At 22.3% G+C, this 22,415-nt stretch carries 16 protein-coding genes; 2 read left to right on the top strand and 14 right to left on the bottom strand.

Translation table 11 applies throughout. The annotated features are described in order from the left end of the window. Nucleotides 1-19 precede the first annotated feature (19 nt). The 5 genes from BUCISPPS3390_RS01485 to BUCISPPS3390_RS01465 all read right to left on the bottom strand — a co-directional run bounded on the left by BUCISPPS3390_RS01485 (nt 20) and on the right by BUCISPPS3390_RS01465 (nt 6,669). Nucleotides 20-1,804, bottom strand: a complete 1,785-nt coding sequence (locus tag BUCISPPS3390_RS01485; RefSeq protein WP_172599033.1) for an exodeoxyribonuclease V subunit gamma — start codon at nt 1,802-1,804, stop codon at nt 20-22. A 596-nt stretch (nt 1,805-2,400) separates the two neighbouring features. Continuing rightward, nucleotides 2,401-3,141: an exodeoxyribonuclease V subunit gamma gene (locus BUCISPPS3390_RS01480; RefSeq protein ID WP_172599032.1), complete on the bottom strand. Its 741-nt coding sequence runs from the start codon at nt 3,139-3,141 to the stop codon at nt 2,401-2,403. Nucleotides 3,142-3,221: 80 nt separating this feature from the next. Continuing rightward, nucleotides 3,222-4,118, bottom strand: a complete 897-nt coding sequence (gene mscS / locus BUCISPPS3390_RS01475; protein WP_172599038.1) for a small-conductance mechanosensitive channel MscS — start codon at nt 4,116-4,118, stop codon at nt 3,222-3,224. Between the two features lie 255 nt (nt 4,119-4,373). Next, the gene (gene fbaA / locus BUCISPPS3390_RS01470; RefSeq protein ID WP_154060880.1) at nt 4,374-5,453 is read right to left on the bottom strand and encodes a class II fructose-bisphosphate aldolase; all 1,080 of its coding nucleotides are present in this window, start codon (nt 5,451-5,453) and stop codon (nt 4,374-4,376) included. A gap of 70 nt (nt 5,454-5,523) precedes the next feature. Next, on the bottom strand, nt 5,524-6,669 hold the full coding sequence (locus tag BUCISPPS3390_RS01465; protein ID WP_154060986.1) for a phosphoglycerate kinase: 1,146 nt from the start codon (nt 6,667-6,669) through the stop codon (nt 5,524-5,526). Nucleotides 6,670-7,418: 749 nt separating this feature from the next. On the opposite strand from BUCISPPS3390_RS01465, the gene asd reads away from it, so the two are divergent. Continuing rightward, on the top strand, nt 7,419-8,534 hold the full coding sequence (asd, locus tag BUCISPPS3390_RS01460) for an aspartate-semialdehyde dehydrogenase (protein WP_154060879.1): 1,116 nt from the start codon (nt 7,419-7,421) through the stop codon (nt 8,532-8,534). A 35-nt stretch (nt 8,535-8,569) separates the two neighbouring features. On the opposite strand, the gene tusA is transcribed toward asd, so the two are convergent. The 8 genes from tusA to prfB form a co-directional block, all read right to left on the bottom strand. Next, complete coding sequence (tusA, locus tag BUCISPPS3390_RS01455) at nt 8,570-8,797, bottom strand: sulfurtransferase TusA (protein ID WP_154060878.1); 228 nt, start codon at nt 8,795-8,797, stop codon at nt 8,570-8,572. A 127-nt stretch (nt 8,798-8,924) separates the two neighbouring features. Next, nucleotides 8,925-9,920 carry a hypothetical protein gene (locus BUCISPPS3390_RS01450; RefSeq protein WP_154060877.1) on the bottom strand — a complete coding sequence of 332 codons (996 nt, stop codon included), beginning with the start codon at nt 9,918-9,920 and terminating at the stop codon, nt 8,925-8,927. 4 nt (nt 9,921-9,924) lie between these two features. Further along, on the bottom strand, nt 9,925-12,495 hold the full coding sequence (leuS, locus tag BUCISPPS3390_RS01445) for a leucine--tRNA ligase (protein ID WP_154060876.1): 2,571 nt from the start codon (nt 12,493-12,495) through the stop codon (nt 9,925-9,927). A 297-nt stretch (nt 12,496-12,792) separates the two neighbouring features. Next, a complete protein-coding gene (gene ybeY / locus BUCISPPS3390_RS01440; protein ID WP_154060875.1) occupies nt 12,793-13,212 on the bottom strand; it encodes an rRNA maturation RNase YbeY in 420 nt (139 codons plus the stop codon). 90 nt (nt 13,213-13,302) lie between these two features. Continuing rightward, a complete protein-coding gene (gene miaB / locus BUCISPPS3390_RS01435) occupies nt 13,303-14,649 on the bottom strand; it encodes a tRNA (N6-isopentenyl adenosine(37)-C2)-methylthiotransferase MiaB (RefSeq protein WP_154060874.1) in 1,347 nt (448 codons plus the stop codon). 132 nt (nt 14,650-14,781) lie between these two features. Then, a complete protein-coding gene (gene lysA / locus BUCISPPS3390_RS01430) occupies nt 14,782-16,035 on the bottom strand; it encodes a diaminopimelate decarboxylase (RefSeq protein ID WP_154060873.1) in 1,254 nt (417 codons plus the stop codon). 150 nt (nt 16,036-16,185) lie between these two features. Further along, nucleotides 16,186-17,709 (bottom strand): lysine--tRNA ligase, encoded by a 1,524-nt coding sequence (gene lysS, locus BUCISPPS3390_RS01425; protein ID WP_154060872.1) that lies wholly within the window; start codon nt 17,707-17,709, stop codon nt 16,186-16,188. A gap of 9 nt (nt 17,710-17,718) precedes the next feature. Continuing rightward, nucleotides 17,719-18,826 (bottom strand): peptide chain release factor 2 gene (gene prfB, locus BUCISPPS3390_RS01420; protein ID WP_197729920.1). Its coding sequence is split into 2 segments (ribosomal slippage): nt 17,719-18,741 and nt 18,743-18,826, totalling 1,107 coding nucleotides; the frame shifts between segments, so codons are not numbered across the junction. A gap of 197 nt (nt 18,827-19,023) precedes the next feature. Here prfB and BUCISPPS3390_RS01415 point away from each other — a divergent pair. Further along, entirely contained in the window at nt 19,024-19,989 is a 966-nt protein-coding gene (locus BUCISPPS3390_RS01415) for a hypothetical protein (protein WP_154060871.1), read from the top strand. Nucleotides 19,990-20,332: 343 nt separating this feature from the next. Here the strand turns inward: BUCISPPS3390_RS01415 and typA are convergent, their stop codons facing one another. Next, nucleotides 20,333-22,156: a translational GTPase TypA gene (gene typA, locus BUCISPPS3390_RS01410; RefSeq protein ID WP_154060870.1), complete on the bottom strand. Its 1,824-nt coding sequence runs from the start codon at nt 22,154-22,156 to the stop codon at nt 20,333-20,335. Nucleotides 22,157-22,415: the final 259 nt, after the last annotated feature.

Genomic DNA, 22,415 nt, shown 5'->3' with positions numbered 1-22,415 from the left:
TATATAAATATGATATCATTTATTTTAAATGATATTTTTTAATATTAGAATTTTTTAAAAGAGGTAATAACCAATATTTACATGTATTACAAATTTTTTTTATTTGAGTAGTATTTATGTATGGTATTAATTTTTGAACATAAATATTTTTTTTCTCACCTGCAAAAAATGAATTTCCATTCCATTTTTTCAAAAAATTTCTTTTAGCAATAATATAAACATTAGTGTTAGTATTTAATATACGGTATTTTGGAATATATAATGATTGTAGCCAAATAATTCCAGAATTTAATATTAATATAGGTTTTTTTATACCATCTAAATATCCTTGGAGATATTTTTTTAGATATTTTTTAGCTTTATTTTTTTTTAAAGGTAAAAATTTTATACTTGAATTATTAATTCCTAATAATATACTTTTTGTACGTGAATGTAATGAACAATAAATTATGTGTTCAATCCACGTTGAAATTATAATTTTATAGTTAATTTGGCTAGCAGACCATCTAATTAGACCGTATGCATTTATTTCTTTTACAATTCCTGATAACTTATATTTTTTTATTTTTATGTTGATTTTTTTTTTAGTTGGAGAGTTTCTTAAAGCATTAATTTTTTTTGCTAAAATATTTATTTTTTTTTCTTGTTTTTTCCATAAAACTTTCCCAACATATCCATATGGAATTTTATTTTGTAATTTTAATTTTTTATATAATGAGTTAGTTTTTTTATTTAGAATTTTTTTTTTTAAAATTTTTTTATTAATATAATATTGATTTAGAGAATTTATAGAAAATAATTCATCTTCTGATAAAATTTCTGTTGTGTTATCTATTTTTGGTATTTTTAATATTTTTTTAAAATAGTACTGAATTGGATTTTTCCAAAAATTTATTAATTTTTTAATTGAAATATTTTTTTGAGTAGTTTTTTTTATTTTTTTATAGTTATTAAAAAAATTTTTTTTATGTAATAAATATTCTGTTTTTTGATTTATAAAATATGAATGATTTGTTTGATATTCATGTTTAATATATATATTATTGATGTAATTTTTTTTTTTTTTAGTAAACACATTTTTTTTTATATAAAAAATTTTTTTTAGATAAAATATGATATCCATAATATATTTTGATGCATAAGATGTACTTTCTGTAACTGTTGTTTTAACAAAGCTACAAAAAAAATATTTTTGAGTAGACATAATGGTTTCAAAAAATATATTTTTATTATCGTGATATATTTTTTTACTAGAAGGATTCAATCCATCTATTTTTTTTAGAGAAGGGGTATTACCTTGTATACATCCTAGAACACAAATCATTTTAAACGGAATAGTTCTTACATTTTTTAGATTCGTGATATTGATTTTTCCAGTGAAAAATGCGTCATGTTTGAATAATGAATAACTATTTTTGAAAAAAATATCCGTTATAATATCAATAGATATTTTTTCTGAATAATTCATAATAATTCCTTCAGAGACTATATTTTTCCATTTATTTTCTAGAATAAAGAAGAATTTTTTGTATTTAAGAGGTATATGAAAAAATTTATTTATTATTTTTGTGAAAATATGAAACCAATTTTTTAACGTTTTTTTATTTAATAATTTTTTTCTTAGTTGATTTAACGTAATGATTAAATTAATAAAATTACCTAATAGTATATTACTTTTTTTGCAAGATACATTATAAGTAGAAATATTATTCCATATTGAATAATTTTTTTGTGCTCCATATCCTGTTGTTATTCTACTAATTGCATATTCCCATGAATATGTATTAATTTTAGGAATAGACATTTTTTTGAATTGATTTTTATCAAATCCAAAACGAATATATAAATCAGATATAAAGGAATATAGTGTTTTAATATCGCTAGACTTAATGTAAAATTTTTTTCTTAAATACTTTGTGTTTAGAAGAGATAATACCCATGAATATTTAAAACGATTGTTTTTAATTTTAAATAAATTTTTTATAGTTAAAATTATTTTTTTTTTATTTTTGTTACTTTTTGAAATACTATGAATTATAGAATTATTTTTTTTTGTGGAATTAAATATGTTATTAATATAAAAAATATAAGGTTTTATATTATCAGCTGTAATTAAAATATTATTTAGTGTTATTTTTTTTTTAGTATTTAATATATGTATGATGTATTTATATAGTTCTTGAATTTCTTGTAGATAAGAACTACATTGATTTATAGAAAGGGAATGATGATTCTCATAATGTATTTTTGTTGAAACGCTACTTTCTAGCGAATTTTTAAATATATCATATTGTAATTTATATAAAATATTATTTGTGTATATTTTTTTATAAAAAAAATTTTTTTTATAATATAAGAGTTTTTTTGTTTTTTGTTTTATTAATAAATTTTTTTTTTTAATTAAAAAATCAATTGATGTATTTGTATATTTTTTTTTTTTTTAAAGGCATATTGAAATAAATATATTGAAGTTATATTTTTAATGATATGTAATATTGTTGTAATAAATGGATTTATAGATGTGTTTGAAAATATCAAAATTTTTTTTGGTATAAATTTTAAAAAACAAGAGTTATCTATGTTTCTATTAAAATTATTTATAATTTCAGTAAAGCTTGTAATTCCTGAATTTTTTTTTTTTTGTATTACTACACTCCATAATTTTTTTTGCCATATTGTTTTTTTTTCCCAAATATTATTTTTTATTTCTTGTTCCCACGTATAAATTAAATCTGGTTGAAAAAAAATATATTTAACAAAAACATTTGCCATATGTAAACAAAATTCATAATTATTATATTGAATACCATTTTCTTTTAAAAATATACAATCTTTTTTTTTACTAATAATAGACATTAAAATCCATTTTAAATATTTTACTTCAAATATGCTAGGTTTTACCGTTTTCAGTTTATAGTCAGATTGTTTTATTAAGTTAATAAAAAATTTAGAAATTTCTACATATTGTGTATTCATACAAATTGTTAATTTTTTGGATATTTGTATTTCTAACCATTGTTTGATGTAAGTATTGTTAATTAAAATAGTTTTTTTATTGAAAAAATTTTTTTTGGACTGTATTTTTTTACATAACTTTGTTACTAAAAAATTCATTTGATTAGATTGATATATTTTTAACATGATAGTTAATAACATTCTTAGTATTATAATTTTATAGCGTAGAAAATTTCTACGCTATACTATTTTAGATTTTATGTGTATTACTTTTTCTTTCTCTCTACACTATTTATATCGCTTATTTTTAATATTTTGTTTATTTTTTTATAAAAATAAATATCCATTTTTGGATATGGAATAGTAATATTGTGTTTATCTAAAGCTTTTTTAAAATTTAACATTAAATCAGAATATACGGAATTTAATTCTGTTGTATGACACCAACATTTAACTATAAATTTTAATGAAGAAGGTGAAAATTCATTTAATCCAACAAAATTACCTGGATGTTTTAATACACGTTCTTCTTGATCAATAACTGCCTGTAGAACTGAAATCACTAGATCTGCATCTGAATCATAAGCAACGTTTATCACAAATTGATTTCTTCGTATTGGTTCACGAGAATAATTAATAATATTACCAGCAACAATTTTTCCGTTAGGTATAATTATAATTTTTCCATCTAGTGTTTTTAAAGTTGTATAAAAAATGTGTACATGTAGTACTGTTCCAGCAGCATTTCCTAAATTTACATATTCACTCGTTCTAAGAGGTCTTAATAAAATTAATAAGACACCTGCAGCAAAATTCGACAGAGATCCTTGTAAAGCCAATCCTACAGCCATTCCGGACGCTCCTATTATAGCAATTATGGATTTTGTTTGTACACCAATCTGACCTAAAGCAATGATTCCTGTAAAAGTAATAACTGTGTAACGAGCTAAAGTAGATAAAAAGCCAGAAACAGTATTGTCTATGTGACGAGCAGAAAACAACTTAAGAGCTCCATTGGCAAGAAATTGACTAAAAAAAAAACCAATAATTATTATAATAATTGCAAAAAATAAATTTGTTATATAAGATATAAACATTTGTTTGTTTAATAAAAAACATAAACCAATGTTATTTATGCAGTTTATTACATAGAATGCTTCTATTATTTTTTTTATAGCAAAAATTTTTTTGCGCATTTTTTATTGTATTAAAGAGTATTAAAAAATAAATATTTTTATTCAATATTAAAAAATAATAATTAATTTATATATTTGAGTAACTCAAAATTGTCAATACAATAACATATTTTTTTTAAAAATATTTAATAAGAGTCATATATTTATTTTAAATGATACGAATGATATATCATCATATCATGATTTTATGTTTTCACAATAAGAATATACATTTATTATTATTTATAATTTTTCGAAAGAATTTAGTAGTTTAAACATTTTTTCTAAATATTTTGTTAAATTATTTTGTGCGCTTCGCAACCATACTCTAGGATCATAATATTTTTTATTTGGTTGATTAGCTTCCAGGGAGTTTCCTAACTGACTATGTAAATACTGTTTATTTTTACAATAAAAATCTAATACCCCTTTCCAATAACTCCATTGTATATCTGTGTCAATGTTAAACTTTACAACTCCATAATTGATAGATTTTTTGATATTACTACTATTTGTCCCTGATCCTCCATGAAAAACAAAATTTAATGGGTTATGCGGTAATTTTTTTTTTTTGCTTATATATTTTTGTGCTTTTTTTAAAATAGAAGGTTTCAATAATATATTACCAGGTTGATATACCCCGTGTGTATTTCCAAATGCTGCAGCAATAATAAAATTATTACTGATTTTGATTAATTTTTTAAAAGTATAATAAATATCTTTAGTGTCAGTATATAATAGTTTTTTATTTATGTTAAGGTTATTTACACCATCCTCTTCTCCTCCGGTACAACCTAATTCTATTTCTAAAAACATATTCAATTTAGTTATTTTTTTTAGATACTGAGATGAAATAGTTGTGTTTTTTTTTATTGACTCTTTAGATAAATCAATCATATGAGAAGAAAATAGTGGGCGTTTATTTTTTTTAAAAAATTTACTCCCTTCTTTAATTAAACCGTCAATCCATTCAAGATTATGTATATCACAATGATCAGTATGCAATATAACCGGTATTTTATAATATTTAGCCAATAAATGAATATGTTGTGCTCCTGATATAGCGCCTATTATTGCATTTGAGTGAGGTTTATGATTTTTTAACCCTAATCCACTAATGAAAGAAGCTCCTCCATAAGAAAACTGAATAATTACTGGAGATTGCATTTTTGCAGCAGATTCTAGTACGCTATTCATTGAATCAGTACTAATACAATTTATAGCAGGTATGGCAAATTTATGTTTTTTAGCTAATGAAAAAATAATTTGTGTTTCTTTGGAATTTAGTACGCCTGGTTTAATATAGTCTAAAATTTTACACATAATTTTTCCTATTTTATAAAAATATCATCATTGGTATACTTCAATGAAAATATTATAACTCTATAATTTATTAGTATTTTAGTTTTTTTAGAATAGGTAAAGTTTTATTTTCTATGAATTCTAAAAAAGCACCTCCTCCAGTAGAAATATAAGAAATTTTATTTTTTAAATTAAATAAATCAATGACTGCGATTGTATCTCCTCCTCCAGCAATAGAAAAAGCAGCACTATTTGCAATTGATTGTGCAATTTCCCGAGTTCCTTTTCTAAAATTTGGAAATTCAAATACTCCCATAGGACCATTCCAAATTATTGTTTTAGCTTTTTGAATTTTTTTTGTGTAATTTTGAATAGTTTTATTGCCTATATCTAAGATTTCTTCATTAGGCATAATATTAGAAATTAATTTTTCTTGAGCCGTTGATGTTATTGAATATGATGTACTAACTAAAGAATCTATAGGTAAAAATATTTTTTTTGTTTCATATAGTTTTTTTGCTATTTTTTTGAAATTTTTTTCATGTAATGATCTTCCCACCGAATGAAATGCAGAAATAAATGTATTAGCTATTCCTCCTCCTACTAACATATTATCTGTAATTTTTAGTAACGAACTTAATAATTTAAATTTTGTAGATACTTTAGCTCCACCAATTACTGTAGTTATAGGATGTTGTGATTTATGGAATATGCGTTTTAATGTTTTTATTTCTGAATATAACAATGGACCGATGCACGATTTTTTCACAAAACTACAAATTCCATACGTAGAAGATTCTACTCTATGAGCGGTAGCAAAAGCGTCCATTATAAAAATATCACATAAATTAGCATATTTTTGGGATAATTGTTCGTTGTTTTTTGTTTCTCCTGGATTAAATCGAACATTTTCTAATACAGCTATCTGGTTAGACTCGATTGATACTCCTTGTAAATAGTCTTGTAAAAAAATTATATTTATTCCGTATAATTTTTTTTGTAAATATTTAAATACAGGAAATAAAGAAAATTTTTTATCGTACTGATTTTCTTTTGGTCTTCCTAAATGGGAAGCTATTATTATTTTTGCATTTTTTTTTAATGCTAATTTTATTGTCGGAATTGCTCGATCAATTCGTTCACTAGAAGTAATTTTTCCGTTGTGTAACGGAACATTTAAATCTAATCTAATAAATACTCTTTTATTATTTAGATCAATATCTTGCATATGTAACATTTTATTCATCCATTTATTTATTTATACAATTTTTTGACTATATAAATATTTAATATTTATAGTTATTTATATATTTTACTATATATAATTTTTTAATTTTTTATAATAAATACATATAATTTATTTATTATGAAAATTATATATATATGAAAAATTATTTATGTAATAAGGTTATTTTGAGAAATATAAATATATGTTTAATTAATTACTAATTCATATTATTGTGATTGTTTTGTTTTTAAGAAATATATTTGTTAAATCATTATACTTAATTTTTTGATTAATAAAAAATATAAATATTTTTTTATTAATTAATATTATTTTAAAAATTCATAATTACAATTATTTTTATATATTTAAGTTATATATAAAATATTCTGTGTATATAATACTAAAGATATATATAATTAAATTTTTAATGAATTTAAATAATTATTTTTTGTAACACACATCTGTATGTTTTTTAAAAAATATGTAATTTTATAATTTAATTTACATTAACAATAATTACCACAAGTATTTTATCAAATTGTTAATTTTTATAGTATAATAAAATTATTAATTTTAATAAAGTAATGAAATTATTTTTTCTTAGTAAATTTAATGTAATTTTTATAGTAAAATTTATTGTAATGAATAAATAATAAAGTATTAAATTATCTTTAATGAGATATATAATAATGTAGTTGTATGAGTATATGATTTTTATCATTTATTACATATAATTTATATAATTGAGAATAATAATTATGAAAAAATTAGTTGGTTTTATTGGTTGGAGAGGAATGGTTGGTTCGGTTTTGTTAGATAGTTTACAAAAAAATAATGACTTTATTGGTTTTAGATCAGTATTTTTTACTACATCACAATTATGCGGAACTCCCCCACATGTTACTAACAGTATTGCTACACGTTTAGAAGATGCATATAACATTGAATATTTAATAACTTTAGATATTATTGTATCATGTCAAGGGGAAAGATATACGACTCAAGTTTATACAAAATTAAAAAAAAATGGTTGGAAAGGTTATTGGATTGATGCATCTTCGTATTTAAGAATGCATGATGATTCTATCATTGTTTTAGATCCAGTTAATTTAAAGTCAATTCAATTAGGGATAGAACAAGGAGTTAAAACATTTGTAGGTGGAAACTGCACTGTTAGTTTGATGTTAATGGCTTTAGGTGGTTTATTTAAAAATCATCTTGTTGATTGGATTTCTGTATCTACATATCAATCAGTATCTGGCAGTGGCTCACAAGGTATGTTAAATTTAATTAAGCAAATAGAACATGTATATCAAAATATTTCTCCACACCTTCCTTTATCGAAATCAATTTTAGATGTAGAAAAAATATTTACTGGTTCATTAAATAACATGTATAATTCTGTGCATAATTCAAAAATTCCGATATTAGGTAATTTAATTCCATGGATTGATGTATCTATGAAAAATGGACAAACTAAAGAAGAATGGAAAGGATCAGCGGAAACTAATAAAATATTAAATTCTAAAAAAAATATTTTAATTGATGGTACATGCGTACGCATACCTGTCTTACGTTGCCATAGTCAATCGTTTACAATTAAATTAAATCGCGATATTTCAATTCGAGAATTTGAATCATTAATTTCATCTCATAATCCATGGGTAAAAGTTATTGATAATAATTTTAATTCTGTTACTGCTCAACTAAATCCTTTGCGAGTGTCCGGTACCTTGGATATTCCTGTCGGACGCATTAAAAAATTAAATATCGGAAAAAAATATTTTTCCGCTTTCTCCGTTGGAGATCAATTATTATGGGGTGCCGCTGAACCTTTGCGTCGTATGTTAAATATTTTAATAAACTCATTATAAAATAATTTTATATTTGATATATTTATACATTATATTTACCTGGTATGAACTTTAATTAAATATGTATATGGAATTTTATTAAGTGAACTCGATAATAATTTGTGTTTCATAAATCTACAGAATAAAATAATGTCTGTATTACTAAATTTATCATCGGTTAGGACTAGAATTTTCTGTCCTTTTTCTAACTTTCTGGTTTTTTTTCTCAACATCATGATTACATCTGGACATCGTAATTTTAATAAATTTACTATGATTGGCATGATCTGTATCTCTTAATATTAATTTTTTTAAAAGAATATATTTTAATAAAAATTTCTTATGGTTATTTTTTGTATATAAATTCGATAGTTTTATGTATTAACTTATAATATTTATTAATATATAACTTTAAATTAAAAGTATAGATAATGTTTTTAAATTCATCCATACTATTTTTTTATGATTATTTTGTGAACATAGTTCTATTTTTTTTAGTAATTTTAAAACTAGTAGTATTTTTTCAAGTGTAGTTTTTTTAATTATAGAACATATTGATAATTTCATTATTTTTTTTTTATATAATGTAAAATTAATATAATTTTTTTTTATAAAAATTTTATTTTTATAATATAAAATTATATATATTAATGTTTTAAAAGAATCAATTAAAATAGTAACATCGTATTTTTGTTTTTTTAACGCATACAACTTCTTAATTGCTTTATTTTGTTGGAAGTTTATAATGGATTTTATCCAATCATAGTATTCAAGTTTTTTTGTTGTTTTATAATATATATATAATTTTTTATACGTTATTTTGGTATGTGGATAGAGCAAAATTATGTTTTCTAGTAAGTTTGCGTAAAAATTAATATTAACATAGAATTTTTTTGATAAAAATCTTTTTGCAGATAAGCTGATTTTAACGTTATTTTTCTTGATTTTTTTGTTTATCCAATAATTTATATTATTAGTATATGAAAAGGAATTATTGACTAATACTATAGAACTTTTTATACAATTATGAAAAAAATTATTACATAAAAAATTATATTTTAATTTAGGAAAATAAAAAATTTTAATAACTTTAATATTAGATAAATTTTCTAGTTTGTTCATATTAATTTTTAAAAATGTAGATATATTGGAATCATAAATAGTTATATTGAAAATATGTGTAGTAGAAAATAAATCTTGTTGTTTTATTTGATTACAAATATATTCCCAATCAGTATAATTTTTGATCATTATGTTAGTTTTTTTGCAAGATTTTTTTTTACTGATATATTTATATATAATTTCTTGAGTTTCTTTAATAAAAATATATTTAGATTCTAAAACAATATATGTTTGTGTTTTTTTCTTGCTAATATTTTTTTTTAAATTCAGAGTATTTGTAAGCACGGTTTTATTTTTTTTTCTCCAACAATACAAAATTAATAATTTTTAGCGGTATATAAATTATTTTATGAATTTTTTTATTATAAAAATATTTTTTATTTTTATCGTTGTTAGTGATCGATTGAATAACTTCTTTTTTTAAGATATTATTATTTACTTGAATAATATTTCTTTTTTTTCCGTTTATTTGAACTATTATTTTTGATTTTTGGTTAAGTATTAAATATGATTTTGGTGTAGGCCATTTTTCTACATCAATACAATTTTTCTTTTTGTTGATTTTATTCCATAATATGAAACAAATATGTGGTGTAAAGGGATATAACATTTTTATTATAATTTTTATAGGTTTAAGTAAGTTTTGCGAATTGACTTCTTTTTTATTATACAATTTTATTATAAAGTTAAAAAATTTCATTATATGTGCAATAGCAGTGTTATATGAGTTTTTTTTGTGCATATCGCGAGTTACTGTAGTAATAGTATTATTTAATTGTTCATATATTTTATTTTTTTGGCAAGGTTTAATTTTTTTTGTATTTTTATAATTGTTTATTTTTATAGAATGAACAAAATTCCATATTCTCTTTAAGAATCTATGCATACCTATAATACTGGAGGAGTTCCATTCTAGAGATTTATTTATTGGAGCTGCAAACATTAAAAATAATCGTAATGTATCGGCTCCATATTGATTAACAATATGGTCAGGCTCTATTCCATTGTTTTTTGATTTTGACATCTTTATTTTTCCAGCATAAACAATATTACCTGATACATTTTTTTGAGAAACATTGATAATATCTCCTTTTTTATTACGAACAATATTTAAACGATTTGGTGATAACCATTTTTTACTTTCATCACTATTGCGCACATAAAAAGATTCAGCTATAACCATTCCTTGGCAGATCAATTGTTTTACGGGTTCTTGAGAATTAACATATCCAAAATCACGTAATAGTTTATGATAAAATCGAAAGTATATTAAATGCATAACTGCATGTTCAATTCCTCCTATGTATCGATCTACAGGTAACCAGTATTTTGCTGATTTAATATCTAAAATGTCTTTATTAAAATGAGGGTTTGTGTATCTTGCATAATACCAAGAAGATTCCATAAAAGTATCAAATGTATCGCTTTCTCTAATTACATTCTCTCCATATATTTTAGTAGTTAACCAACTAGTATATGCTTTTAATGATTTAGTATATTTTTTACTATGTATATAGTCAGGTAAATCTACTGGTAATTTTTTTTCTGGAATCGGTAATATTTGATTTTTTTTGTTTGTATACATAGGAATAGGAGTACCCCAGTATCTTTGTCGAGAAATACACCAATCTTTTATTTTGTAATAAATACACTTTTTTGCTATTTTTTTATCAATTAAAATATTTGAAAAAGTTTTTCGAGCTTTTTTTACGGTTAAATTATTAAATGGATAGGAATTTATTAAAATTTTATTTTCTTGTTTATAGGGACTAATGCTTTTTGAAAATATTAATTTAATAGGAATATTATATAATTTTGCAAAAGAATAGTCTATTTTACTATTACCGGGTACAGCCATAATGGCACCAGTAGCATAATCATGTTTGACATAATTTGTTATCCATAAAGGTAATTTTTCTTTAGTAATAGGGTGTAATACTAGTAAATTTGTATTAATACCTATTAGATTGTCATTTTTTTGATATTCATTATATATTTTAGAATTATTTTTTAATGATTGTTTAATTTTAGCGTTTTTTTTAAGAATATTAGAAATTATTGGATGGTATATAGATATTGCAAAAAATGTTACACCCATTATAGTTTCTGGTCGTGTTGTATATATTTTTAAAAAATAATCTAAATGATTTATTTTACATTTTATTTGTATACCTTTGGATTTTCCAATCCAATTTTTTTGCATAGAAATAACTTCTTTGGGCCATTTTCGTAATAATTTTAAATCTTTTAATAATTCATTAGCATATGCAGTAATTTTTATGAACCATTGTGATATTTTTTTTAATATAACGGTAGATCCGCATCTCCAACACTTACCATTTTGAGATTGTTCATTAGCAAGAACTGTTTTGTCAATAGGACACCAATTTACTATGGTTTTTTTTTTATATACAAGATTTTTATGAAATAATTTTATAAAAAATGACTGTTCCCATCGATAGTATTCTGGTTTGCAAGTAGTTAATTCTCTATTCCAATCATAACTGAATCCTAAGGATTGTAATTGTTGCTTCATAACAGATATATTTTGACGAGTCCACTTTAGAGGTGAAATTTTATTTTTTATAGCTGTTTCTTCTGCTGGAAGACCAAATGCATCCCATCCAATTGGCTGCAATACATTTTTTCCAAGCATTCTTTGATAACGTGCTATCACATCACTAATTGTATAATTACGAACATGACCCATGTGTAATTTTCCGGATGGATAGGGCATCATAGGTAAACAATAGAATTTTTCTTTTTTCTCATCCTCTTTTACAGAAAATGTTTTATTTTTTATCCAATATTTTTGTACTATTAATTCTATTTCTTTCGGAACATATTGATTTTCTTCCATAACTTTCCTATAGACAAAAGTTTATATTAATTTATTGAAACAATTTTTATTATAAAATTTTAAAAATATTTATATCTTCTACATTTATATAAATAACTATTTAGAAGATTTTTATTAAATTAAAAATTTATTTTTTATGAAATTTATTTTTATATTGTAATTAATAATTACAGATATTATATATCAGCTTATAATTTAAATAAATTTTATTTATAATACAATTAATTTTATAAACTTTGTGATCTCTTGTTTATATATAAAATGATTTTTTTTGATTTTATTATTTATTTTAAATTATTAGTATAAGTTATATGGATTAAGAAAACCTAATTTTTTCATGATTATATTTTCTACTGTTTGCATTTTTTTTGCAGATTGAGCAGTATTATGAGTATAATGTAATAGATGTAATGTAGAATGAATTATCATATGTGCCCAATGTTCTAATATATTTTTCCGTAATAATAAAGATTCTTTGTTGATGTAATGAGCGCAGAGTATTATATCTCCTATATAATTTCGAAATTTATGTTTTATATATATATTACTAGTAGCTGGAAATGATAATACATTTGTGGGTATATTTTTATTTCGATATTTTTTATTGAGTAACTGGATTTCTATAAGATCTACTAATCTAATAGTAATTTCTACTTTTTTTTTTTTAAAAATTTTTTTTAAACATGATAAAAAAAATTTTTTTTTGGGAAAAAAAATTTTTTTTTACATGCAATCTGTAGATATATGTTCATAGTATTTTACCAATATAATTATTGTAAACATTAAAAATATATTTTATTTTTTTTTTCAAATGATTGTTCCCTTTAAATATGTATTATAATTAATATTTATGACTTTTAATTGTACAAATTTTCCAATTAGTTCTGATTTTCCAGTAAAATAAATAATCCTATTGTTTTCTGTTCTTCCGTACAATTCTTTCGGATTATTTTTAACAGAGCCTTCTACTAGTACTGATTGGATAGTACCTAACATTCTTCTTCTCCATTGAAATGATTGTTGAATTATTTTTTTTTGTAATAAATATAATCGATTTTTTTTTTCTTCAATAGTAGTATTATCAGTTAATTTTGCAGCTCTAGTACCTGGTCTGGGAGAATAAATAAAACTATAACTTGTATCAAAATTGATTTTTGAAACAAATTGTAATGTTTTTTTAAAATCTCGATGCGTTTCTCCCGGAAAACCTATAATAAAATCAGAACTAATGCTTATATTTGGTCGAATAAATTTTAATTTATTAATTAAATCCTCATATTCTTCTACAGTATAACCTCTTTTCATTAATCTTAATATTTTATTAGATCCACTTTGTACGGGTAAGTGTAAAAAATTTGTTAATTGAGGAATATATTTATAAGCTTGTATTATATCATGACTAAATTCCATGGGATGACTGGTTATATATCTTATTCTATTTATTTTTGGAATTTCTGAAATTTCATATAATAAATCTGAAAAATTATATTTTCGTTTATTAATAGAATTATATATTTTATATGCGTTTACATTTTGCCCTAACAAAATAACTTCTCGTACACCTAAATCAGAAAGTTTCTTTATTTCAGATAATATATGTTCACGTGGCCTACTGATTTCTTTTCCTCTAGAATAAGGTACAATGCAAAAGGAACAATATTTGTTACATCCTTCCATAATAGTAACGAATGAAGTGAATTTTTGATTAATTTGAGTATTAACTGAATTCTTAAATTTTTTTAAAGATGACGTTGTAACATCAATAACTAAATTTTTAGTATAATAAGATTGATCTATTAATTCAGGTAGTTTATGTAGTGTTTGAGGTCCGAAAATAATATTAATAAATTTAGCTCGTTTGTGAATTTTTTTTCCTTCCTGAGTAGCTACACATCCACCTACAGCTATACGTATATTGGGTTTTTTTTTTTTAAATTTTTTCCAACGACCTAATTGGTGAAATAATTTTTCTTGAGCTTTTTCTCGGATTGAACAGGTATTTAGAATTAAAATATCTGATTTTTCTGGATTTTTAGTAACAATATAATTTTTTGTTTTTATCAGTATGTTCTCAATTATAGAGGAGTCATGCTCATTCATTTGACAACCCCATGTTTTAATATATATTTTTTTTTTTTTTATTTTTTTATTCATAATTAATTTAAACACAAAATAAGTATTGATAATGTTATTGTATAAGTTTTTTATTTATAATGTATAGTTATTGATTATGACTTATAAGATATCATATATTGTAAAAGGATGATATATATCATTATGTGATTTTTATAGAGGTAATTCTAATGATAGCATTTCTTTTATAGTTTGACGTCTTCTTATTAACCTAAAAACTTTTTTTTCATATAATATTTCTGGGATAAAAGGTCGACTATTATAGTTAGAGGACATAGATGATCCGTAAGCACCAGTATTGTGGATAATTATATAATCTCCAGGATATACTGCAGGAATATTTCTAGGTAGTATAATTCCTGTTTCTTGTACTGTAAAGATATCTCCAGATTCACATAATGGTCCAGCTATTATACCTCGAATGAGGGGTATTTTTTGGATATCTTTGATATTTTTATGTAATACTGTTATTTCATGGTAACTACCGTATAAAACAGGCCTCATTAAATCATTAAATCCTGCATTAATTAGTACAAAAATATTTTTTTGCGTTTTTTTTACGGAATATACTTTTGCTATTAATATTCCAGATTGACCTACTAAAAATCGACCTGGTTCAATTTCTAGTTTAATAGGACAATTTAAAGTAGAAGTAAGTTGTTTTTTTACACTATTCCATTTTTGAAAATATTCATTTATGTTGATTTCTTTATCTGTTGGTTTGTAGGGTATACTTAGTCCTCCTCCAGCAGATATGAATTGTATTTTTTTATTTAGTTTAATGGCATGATTTTTCATAGATTCACATACTTGATATAAGTTTTTTAGGTTCACTCCTGATCCTATATGTATGTGTAATCCAATAAGATTTAAATTATATTTTTCAATTATTGGTATAGCTTGCATAGAATTCCAGATTCCGTGTTTACTTTGATCTCCTCCTGTATTTGTTTTAATATGATGCCCTCCTCCAAATTTAGGATTAATTCTAATCCATACAGGATGTTTAGGAGATATTTTTCCTAACTGATGTAACATATCAATAGATCCAGCATTAACTGGAATTTTTTTTCGAACTACTTCTTTTAGTACTTTTTTTTCTAAAATATCTGATGTAAATACAATGTCATTATTGTGTGGTTTAAATCCTGCAATAAGCGCTCTTTTTATTTCTCCTAATGAAACAGCATCTATTTTTATGTTGTTATCTTTCATTATTTTTAATATATGTATATTAGAACAAGATTTTTGTGCAAAACGAATGATATCAAATTTTTTTAATTTTTTGATTTGTTTGACAATAATATCTGCGTTGTATACCCATAATGGTGTTTTGTATTTTTTTATTAAATAAATAAGATTTTTTCTTGTTAGTACTTTATTTGAAATATTTAATGTATCTTGCATTTTTTCTCCACATATATTATTTGAATGAATATTAATAATTTTATGTATTAATAATATTTATATTTAAAAAATATTAAATATTGTTTATTATTTCAATTGAAATAATTATTTTATGTATTTGATTAATTTTATCAAAATTAATGATTTTAATTATTGATATAATTTATTCTTTAAAATTGGAAATAGTATAACATCTTTGATATTTTTTTGATTAGTTAAAATCATGATTAATCTATCAATACCAACTCCTAAACCAGATGTAGGTGGTAATCCGTGCTCTAAAGCAGTAATATAATCTTGGTCGTAATAAAAATTTTTTAAAAATTCTACATTTTTTTTTTGTGATTTTTGTAATTTGAAACGTCTTTTTTGTTCTTCTGGATCATTTAATTCAGAAAAACCATTAGCTATTTCATAACCTGCTATAAAAAATTCAAATCTATCTGTGATATTTTTATTTATACTGTTAGTTTTAGCTAAAGGAGAAATTTCTAGGGGATATTCAGTAATAAATGTTGGTTGTATTATTTTTTTTTCTGTTTTTTTTTCAAAAATTAAATAAATTATTTCTCCTAATGAAGTACATGTATTTATGTTTAAGTGTAGTTTGTGTGCTAGTTTTTTAACTTTTTCTAGTGTTTTTAGATCAGATTTTTTAATTTTTTTATTGAATTTTAATATTGCTTGTATCATAGTCATTTTTTTAATTGGTTTTTCAAAATTTAACTGGTATTTACCATATGTAAAAATATGTGAATTAAAAATTTTTTTTATTAAAAAAATACATAATTTTTCCAAAAAAAACATCATGTCAGTATATTGACTGTAAGATAAGTAAACTTCCATCATAGTAAATTCTGGACTATGTTGTTTTGATAATCCTTCATTTCTAAAATTTCTATTTATTTCAAAAATTTTGTTAAAACCACCGATAATTAGTCTTTTTAAATATAGTTCGGGAGAGACTCGTAAATACATTTTTTTATTTAAGGAGTTATGATAAGTAACAAATGGTTTTGCGTTAGCTCCTCCAGGAATAGGATGCATCATTGGCGTTTCAACTTCTAAAAAATTTTCTTGCGTCATAAATTTACGAATATTTGAAATAATAGAAAATCTTTGTTCAAAAATTTTTGTAGTCTGAATATTAGATATAAGATCTAAGTATCTTTTTCTATATTTTAATTCTTTTTTTTTTAATCCTTGGTATTTGTCTGGTAATGGTCTCAAAGATTTTGTTAATAAATATATTTTTTCACAATAAATAGATAGTTCTAATGTATTAGTTTTAAATAGTTTTCCTTTTACTCCGATTATATCTCCTAAATCTAATTCTAGAATATGATTTTTATAGTAATTTTCTGCAAATAAATTACTTTTTACATATATCTGAATTGTATGATGATTACCATATATTACTAAAAATGCAGCTTTTCCTAAAATTCTTTTTTTTATAATTCTTCCAGCAATTTTAACTATGTAACATAATTTGTTTAAATCATCTTTTGTATTTTTTTGATATACATTTAAAATATTTTTGATATTATTTGTGCAAATAAAATTATTAGGAAAATCAAAACCCAATTGACGTAATTGAAATAATTTTTTTGTTCTTATATTAACTTCATTTTTTGATGATTTTTTTATTTTTTTTTCTTGATTTTTTTTTGACATATTTTATCTTTATAATCCCATTTTTAAACTAGTTTCAATAAATTGATGCAAATCACCATTTAAAATTTGATATACATCATTTCTTTCTATGTTTGTTCGGATATCTTTTATTCTAGAATCATCTAATATATATGAACGAATTTGGTTTCCCCATCGAATACTAGGTTTTTTTGTATTTGTATTTTTTTTTTCTATTTTTTTTTTTTCTGTTTCTATTCGATATAATTTAGATATTAATTGTTTTAGAGCGGCATGTTTATTTTTATGCTGAGATCTTTCATTTTGACATTGTGTTACAATACCGGTAGGTATATGTGTAATGCGTACAGCAGATTCTGTTTTATTGACGTGTTGTCCTCCAGCTCCTGAAGATCGGTAAACATCTATTCTTAGATTTTTCGGTTTAATATCTATATGAATATTTTTTTTTAATTCGGGGTATACAAATACAGAACTAAATGAAGTATGTCTTTTGTTGTTTATGTCAAAAGGGCTTTTTCGTACTAATCTATGTATACCTGTTTCAGTTCTAAACCAACCAAACGCATATTCACCTTTAATTTTTAATGTAATAGATTTTATACCACCTGTTTCTCCTACTGATTGGGATATTATTTTACTTTTAAATTTTTTACTGAATGAATATTTTAGATACATTTTTAATAACATTTTTGTCCAATCTTGTGATTCAATTCCTCCTGATCCTGATTGTATATCTATATAACAATTATTATGATCGTGTTTATGGTGAAACATGATGTATATTTCTAGTTTTTTTAATTTTTTTTTTAATTTTTTATATTGTATATTTATTTCTTTTTCAATAATTTTATCGGGTTCTTGTATAAATATTTTTATCCAACATTCTATATCTTGTAGTATATTAGTAATTCGTATAATATCATTTTTGTTTTTGGATAAAATATTCTTTTTTTTGTATAGATGTGATATTAATTTAGAATTTTTATAAAATTTTAAATTTTTTAATTTAGAATTAATAGATTGAATTTTTTTTTTATTGTTATCATAGTCAAAGATTCCTCTTTAATAATATTATTTTTTTTTTAGATAGTTGTATTTTTTTAATTAAAGTGGATAAATTTAATATTTTTTTCATTTTATTTTTTAAAATTTTTGTTTTTTTAAAATATGTATAATTTTCATTTTTTAATTTATTATAAATAATTGATATGTAATATTTTATGTGATTATTATTATATAATAATTTTTATATAAACTTTAATTATTGTATTATATCATATGACTATAATATAAAAAAAAAATACTGAAAAAGTCTTTCTTAGAGAGTAATTTATGCAAAATAATTCAAATGTTTATTTAAGTAATAATTTACCTAATATATATATGCAGTTAAATGGTTGGTCTATAGTTCGTGTTCTAGGATCAGATAAAAAAAAATATTTAAATAATCAATTTACAATAGATATGAATTTAATTGATCTTCATAATTATAAAATTGGAGCTCATTGTAATATTAACGGAAAAGTATGGACTTCATTTTTCATATTTAAATATTACGATTGTTATTTGTATGTTGTACGTTCTTCAATTTGTAAGAAACATTTGTATGAATTAAAAAAATATTCTTTATTTTCTAAAGTAGATATTTTTGAAGATAATAGTTTTCGTTTATTTGGTTTGTGCGGTAGTAACTCAGACTTTATATTAAAAGATGTTTTATCTATAAGGTTTAATCAACATACTTCAGTAATTGTGCGGGATGATTTAATTGTTTTAAAAATTGATCAACCTGTTAATAGATATTTAATTTTAGTGCATGAAAGTAAAGTAAAAAATTTTTTGACATGTATGAAGTATAAAATTTTTTTGAGTATTAGCATGCAATGGTTAGCTTTAGACATTGAAGCATGTTTTCCTATAATTGATAAAAAAATATCTGGTTATTTTATATTACAATCTTTAGATTTAAAAAAATGGGATGCTATTGATTTTAATAAAGGTTGTTATTATGGACAAGAAGTATTATGTAAATATGAAAATAAAAAAATTAATAAATTTACAGTTTGTTCATTAATAGGTAATAATTCTTTTTTTCATCCTAAGATTTTTGAATCTGTTGAATATTTAGATGATAAGTCAGGTCATAAGTTTCATGTTGGTGTAGTTTTATCATGGGTATATATATATCCTAAAAAAATATTATTACAAATTCGCATAAAAAAAATTTTTTTAAAAAAAAAAAATATTTTTTTTATAAAATCAAATCCATCTGTTAATTTTTTTGTATTTACTAGATAGTAAATTTTTATAATAATTTTTTAAAATAGAAATTAATTAAAAATAAAGCATTAAAAAAGTAATATTTAGATAATTTATATAAAAAATTATAATAATGAATTTTAGACAAATATTGAGATTAAATTTATGCTTAACATATTTTACAAAATATTTTATTTAATTAAATTAAATGCAATTAAAATTATTATTTTTAGTAAAATTTTTAAATTGATATGATCTAAAAATTATTTATTTATATTTTATAGTGTTTTTTATAAAAAGAATCTTTTTAGGATATAAAGATTCTTTTCAGTAGTTGTTAACAATATGAATTGTATATTATATATTTTATTATTAATGATTGCTAATCACGAGTATTATTTTTTATTATTTTTTTTCTATCACTTTCTTTAAGTAGTAATTTTCTTAATCGTATTGAACGAGGGGTTACTTCTATTAGTTCGTCGTCATTCACGAAATTTAAAGCATATTCTAATGTAATGTTAATTGGCTTAGTTAAAGTTATAGCTTCATCAGTTCCAGAAGCACGCATGTTTGTTAATTTTTTTCCTGTTAAACAATTCACAGTTAAATCATTAGATCGGTTATGCATTCCTACAATTTGTCCTTCATATACTTCTTCTCCATGACGAATAAACATTCGTCCTCTGTTTTGAAGATTGTAAATAGAAAAAGATACAGCTGTTCCGGTTTTTTTAGAAATAAGAACTCCGTTTTTTCTTTGTCCGAATTTTTTTTTCTGTAATGGTCCGTAATGGTTAATAGATGAAAAAAAAGTACCACTTCCTGATGTAAGATTCATAAATTCAGATCTGAATCCAATTAAAGATCTACTAGATAAAATACATTCAATTTGAATTCTTCCGTATTCACTAGTCACTATATTCTGTATTTCACCTCTTAACTCACCTAATTTTTGTATTAATGGTCCTTGATGTTTTTTTTCAATATCTAATAATGTTATTTCAAATGGTTCAGTTAACACGTTATTTTTATTTTTAAAAATTACCGTGGGTCTAGACACCTCTATTTCAAAATTTTCTCTACGTAGTTGCTCTAATAAAATAGATAAATGTAATTCTCCTCTTCCTGAAACAGAAAAGATATTTGAATTTTTAGTTTCTTCTACATTTAAAGAAATATTACGAATAGTTTCTTTTTTTAATCGCTCTAAAATTTGACGAGATGTTATGTATTTTCCTTCTCTGCCACAAAAAGGTGATTGATTAACGCAAAATAACATTTTTACAGTAGGTTCATCAATTTTCAAGTTAGGTAAAGGGTATAAAAACTCTGGGTCACAAATAGTGTCTGATATTTTAATGTTATTAAGTCCTGTAACTGCAATAATATCACCAGCATATGCTATATCTATATTTTTTTGTTTTAACCCATAGAATTTTAATATATTTTGAATTTTTCCTGTGTAAATTTTTTTTTTATTTCTCAATACTGAAACTATTTGGTTACTTTTTAACTGTCCTTGTTGTATTTTTCCGATTCCGATCATTCCAAAATAATTATTAAAATCTAATTGTGAAAGTTGCATTTGAAAAAATTTTTTTTTTGATATGTTGGGTATCGGAGTATATTCTATGATAGAATTTAATAAAGGGACCATGTTATTTTGTATATTATCAGGATCATATCCCGATTGACCTAATAATGCTGAAGTATATATTATAGGAAAATCTAATTGCTCATCACTAGCAGATAAATTAACAAATAAATCAAATATTTGATTTATTACCCAATCTGGTCGAATAGTGGGTCTATCCATTTTGTTAATTACTACTATTGGCTTTATTTTATATAAAAATGATTTTTTAGTTACATAACGTGTTTGAGGCATAGGTCCTTCAAAAGCATCTACAACTAATAAAACAGAATCTACCATAGATAAAATTCTTTCTACCTCTCCTCCAAAATCGGCATGTCCTGGAGTATCGATAATGTTTATATGGTAATTTTTCCATGTTATTGACGTATGCTTAGATAGTATTGTTATACCCCTTTCTTTTTCTAATTCATTAGAATCCATAATTCTATCAATTTTTTCTTCATGCTTTTGAAACGTACCGGATTGCTGTAATAATTGATCTAGTAGTGTTGTTTTTCCATGATCAACGTGAGCAATAATAGCAATATTTCTGATCATTTTATTCATATAGATACCAATTTTTTTTTAATTATTGAACGAATATGTAAGTTAAAGTTCGGTGTGGAAGAAAAAATATTGTTTTTTTTATTGATGTAATTTTTAAAATTATAAATTATATAATTTTCTTATCTAAAATAGTAATATAATATTATTTATAGGTATTTTATACAAAATATTTTTTTAACAAAATGGTAGTATTTATATACTATGTTAAATAGATATGATGGTATATTCTTAATTTCAATATTTATAGTGTATAATTATA

The organism is Buchnera aphidicola (Cinara cf. splendens/pseudotsugae 3390) (assembly GCF_900698845.1).
GTDB lineage: Bacteria > Pseudomonadota > Gammaproteobacteria > Enterobacterales > Enterobacteriaceae > Buchnera_F > Buchnera_F aphidicola_AM.
Note: the sequence above shows the minus strand (reverse complement) of the source record. Positions and strands in the feature narration are given on the sequence as shown.

Coding starts and splice junctions, on each gene's coding strand:
- BUCISPPS3390_RS01485 (WP_172599033.1), bottom strand. CDS start 1,804: ATGTCTATTCCTAAAATTAATACATATTCATGGGAATATGCAATTAGT.
- asd (WP_154060879.1), top strand. CDS start 7,419: ATGAAAAAATTAGTTGGTTTTATTGGTTGGAGAGGAATGGTTGGTTCG.
- BUCISPPS3390_RS01415 (WP_154060871.1), top strand. CDS start 19,024: ATGCAAAATAATTCAAATGTTTATTTAAGTAATAATTTACCTAATATA.
- leuS (WP_154060876.1), bottom strand. CDS start 12,495: ATGGAAGAAAATCAATATGTTCCGAAAGAAATAGAATTAATAGTACAA.
- lysA (WP_154060873.1), bottom strand. CDS start 16,035: ATGCAAGATACATTAAATATTTCAAATAAAGTACTAACAAGAAAAAAT.
- BUCISPPS3390_RS01480 (WP_172599032.1), bottom strand. CDS start 3,141: ATGTTAAAAATATATCAATCTAATCAAATGAATTTTTTAGTAACAAAG.
- lysS (WP_154060872.1), bottom strand. CDS start 17,709: ATGTCAAAAAAAAATCAAGAAAAAAAAATAAAAAAATCATCAAAAAAT.
- tusA (WP_154060878.1), bottom strand. CDS start 8,797: ATGCCAATCATAGTAAATTTATTAAAATTACGATGTCCAGATGTAATC.
- BUCISPPS3390_RS01465 (WP_154060986.1), bottom strand. CDS start 6,669: ATGTTACATATGCAAGATATTGATCTAAATAATAAAAGAGTATTTATT.
- typA (WP_154060870.1), bottom strand. CDS start 22,156: ATGAATAAAATGATCAGAAATATTGCTATTATTGCTCACGTTGATCAT.
- miaB (WP_154060874.1), bottom strand. CDS start 14,649: ATGAATAAAAAAATAAAAAAAAAAAAAATATATATTAAAACATGGGGT.
- fbaA (WP_154060880.1), bottom strand. CDS start 5,453: ATGTGTAAAATTTTAGACTATATTAAACCAGGCGTACTAAATTCCAAA.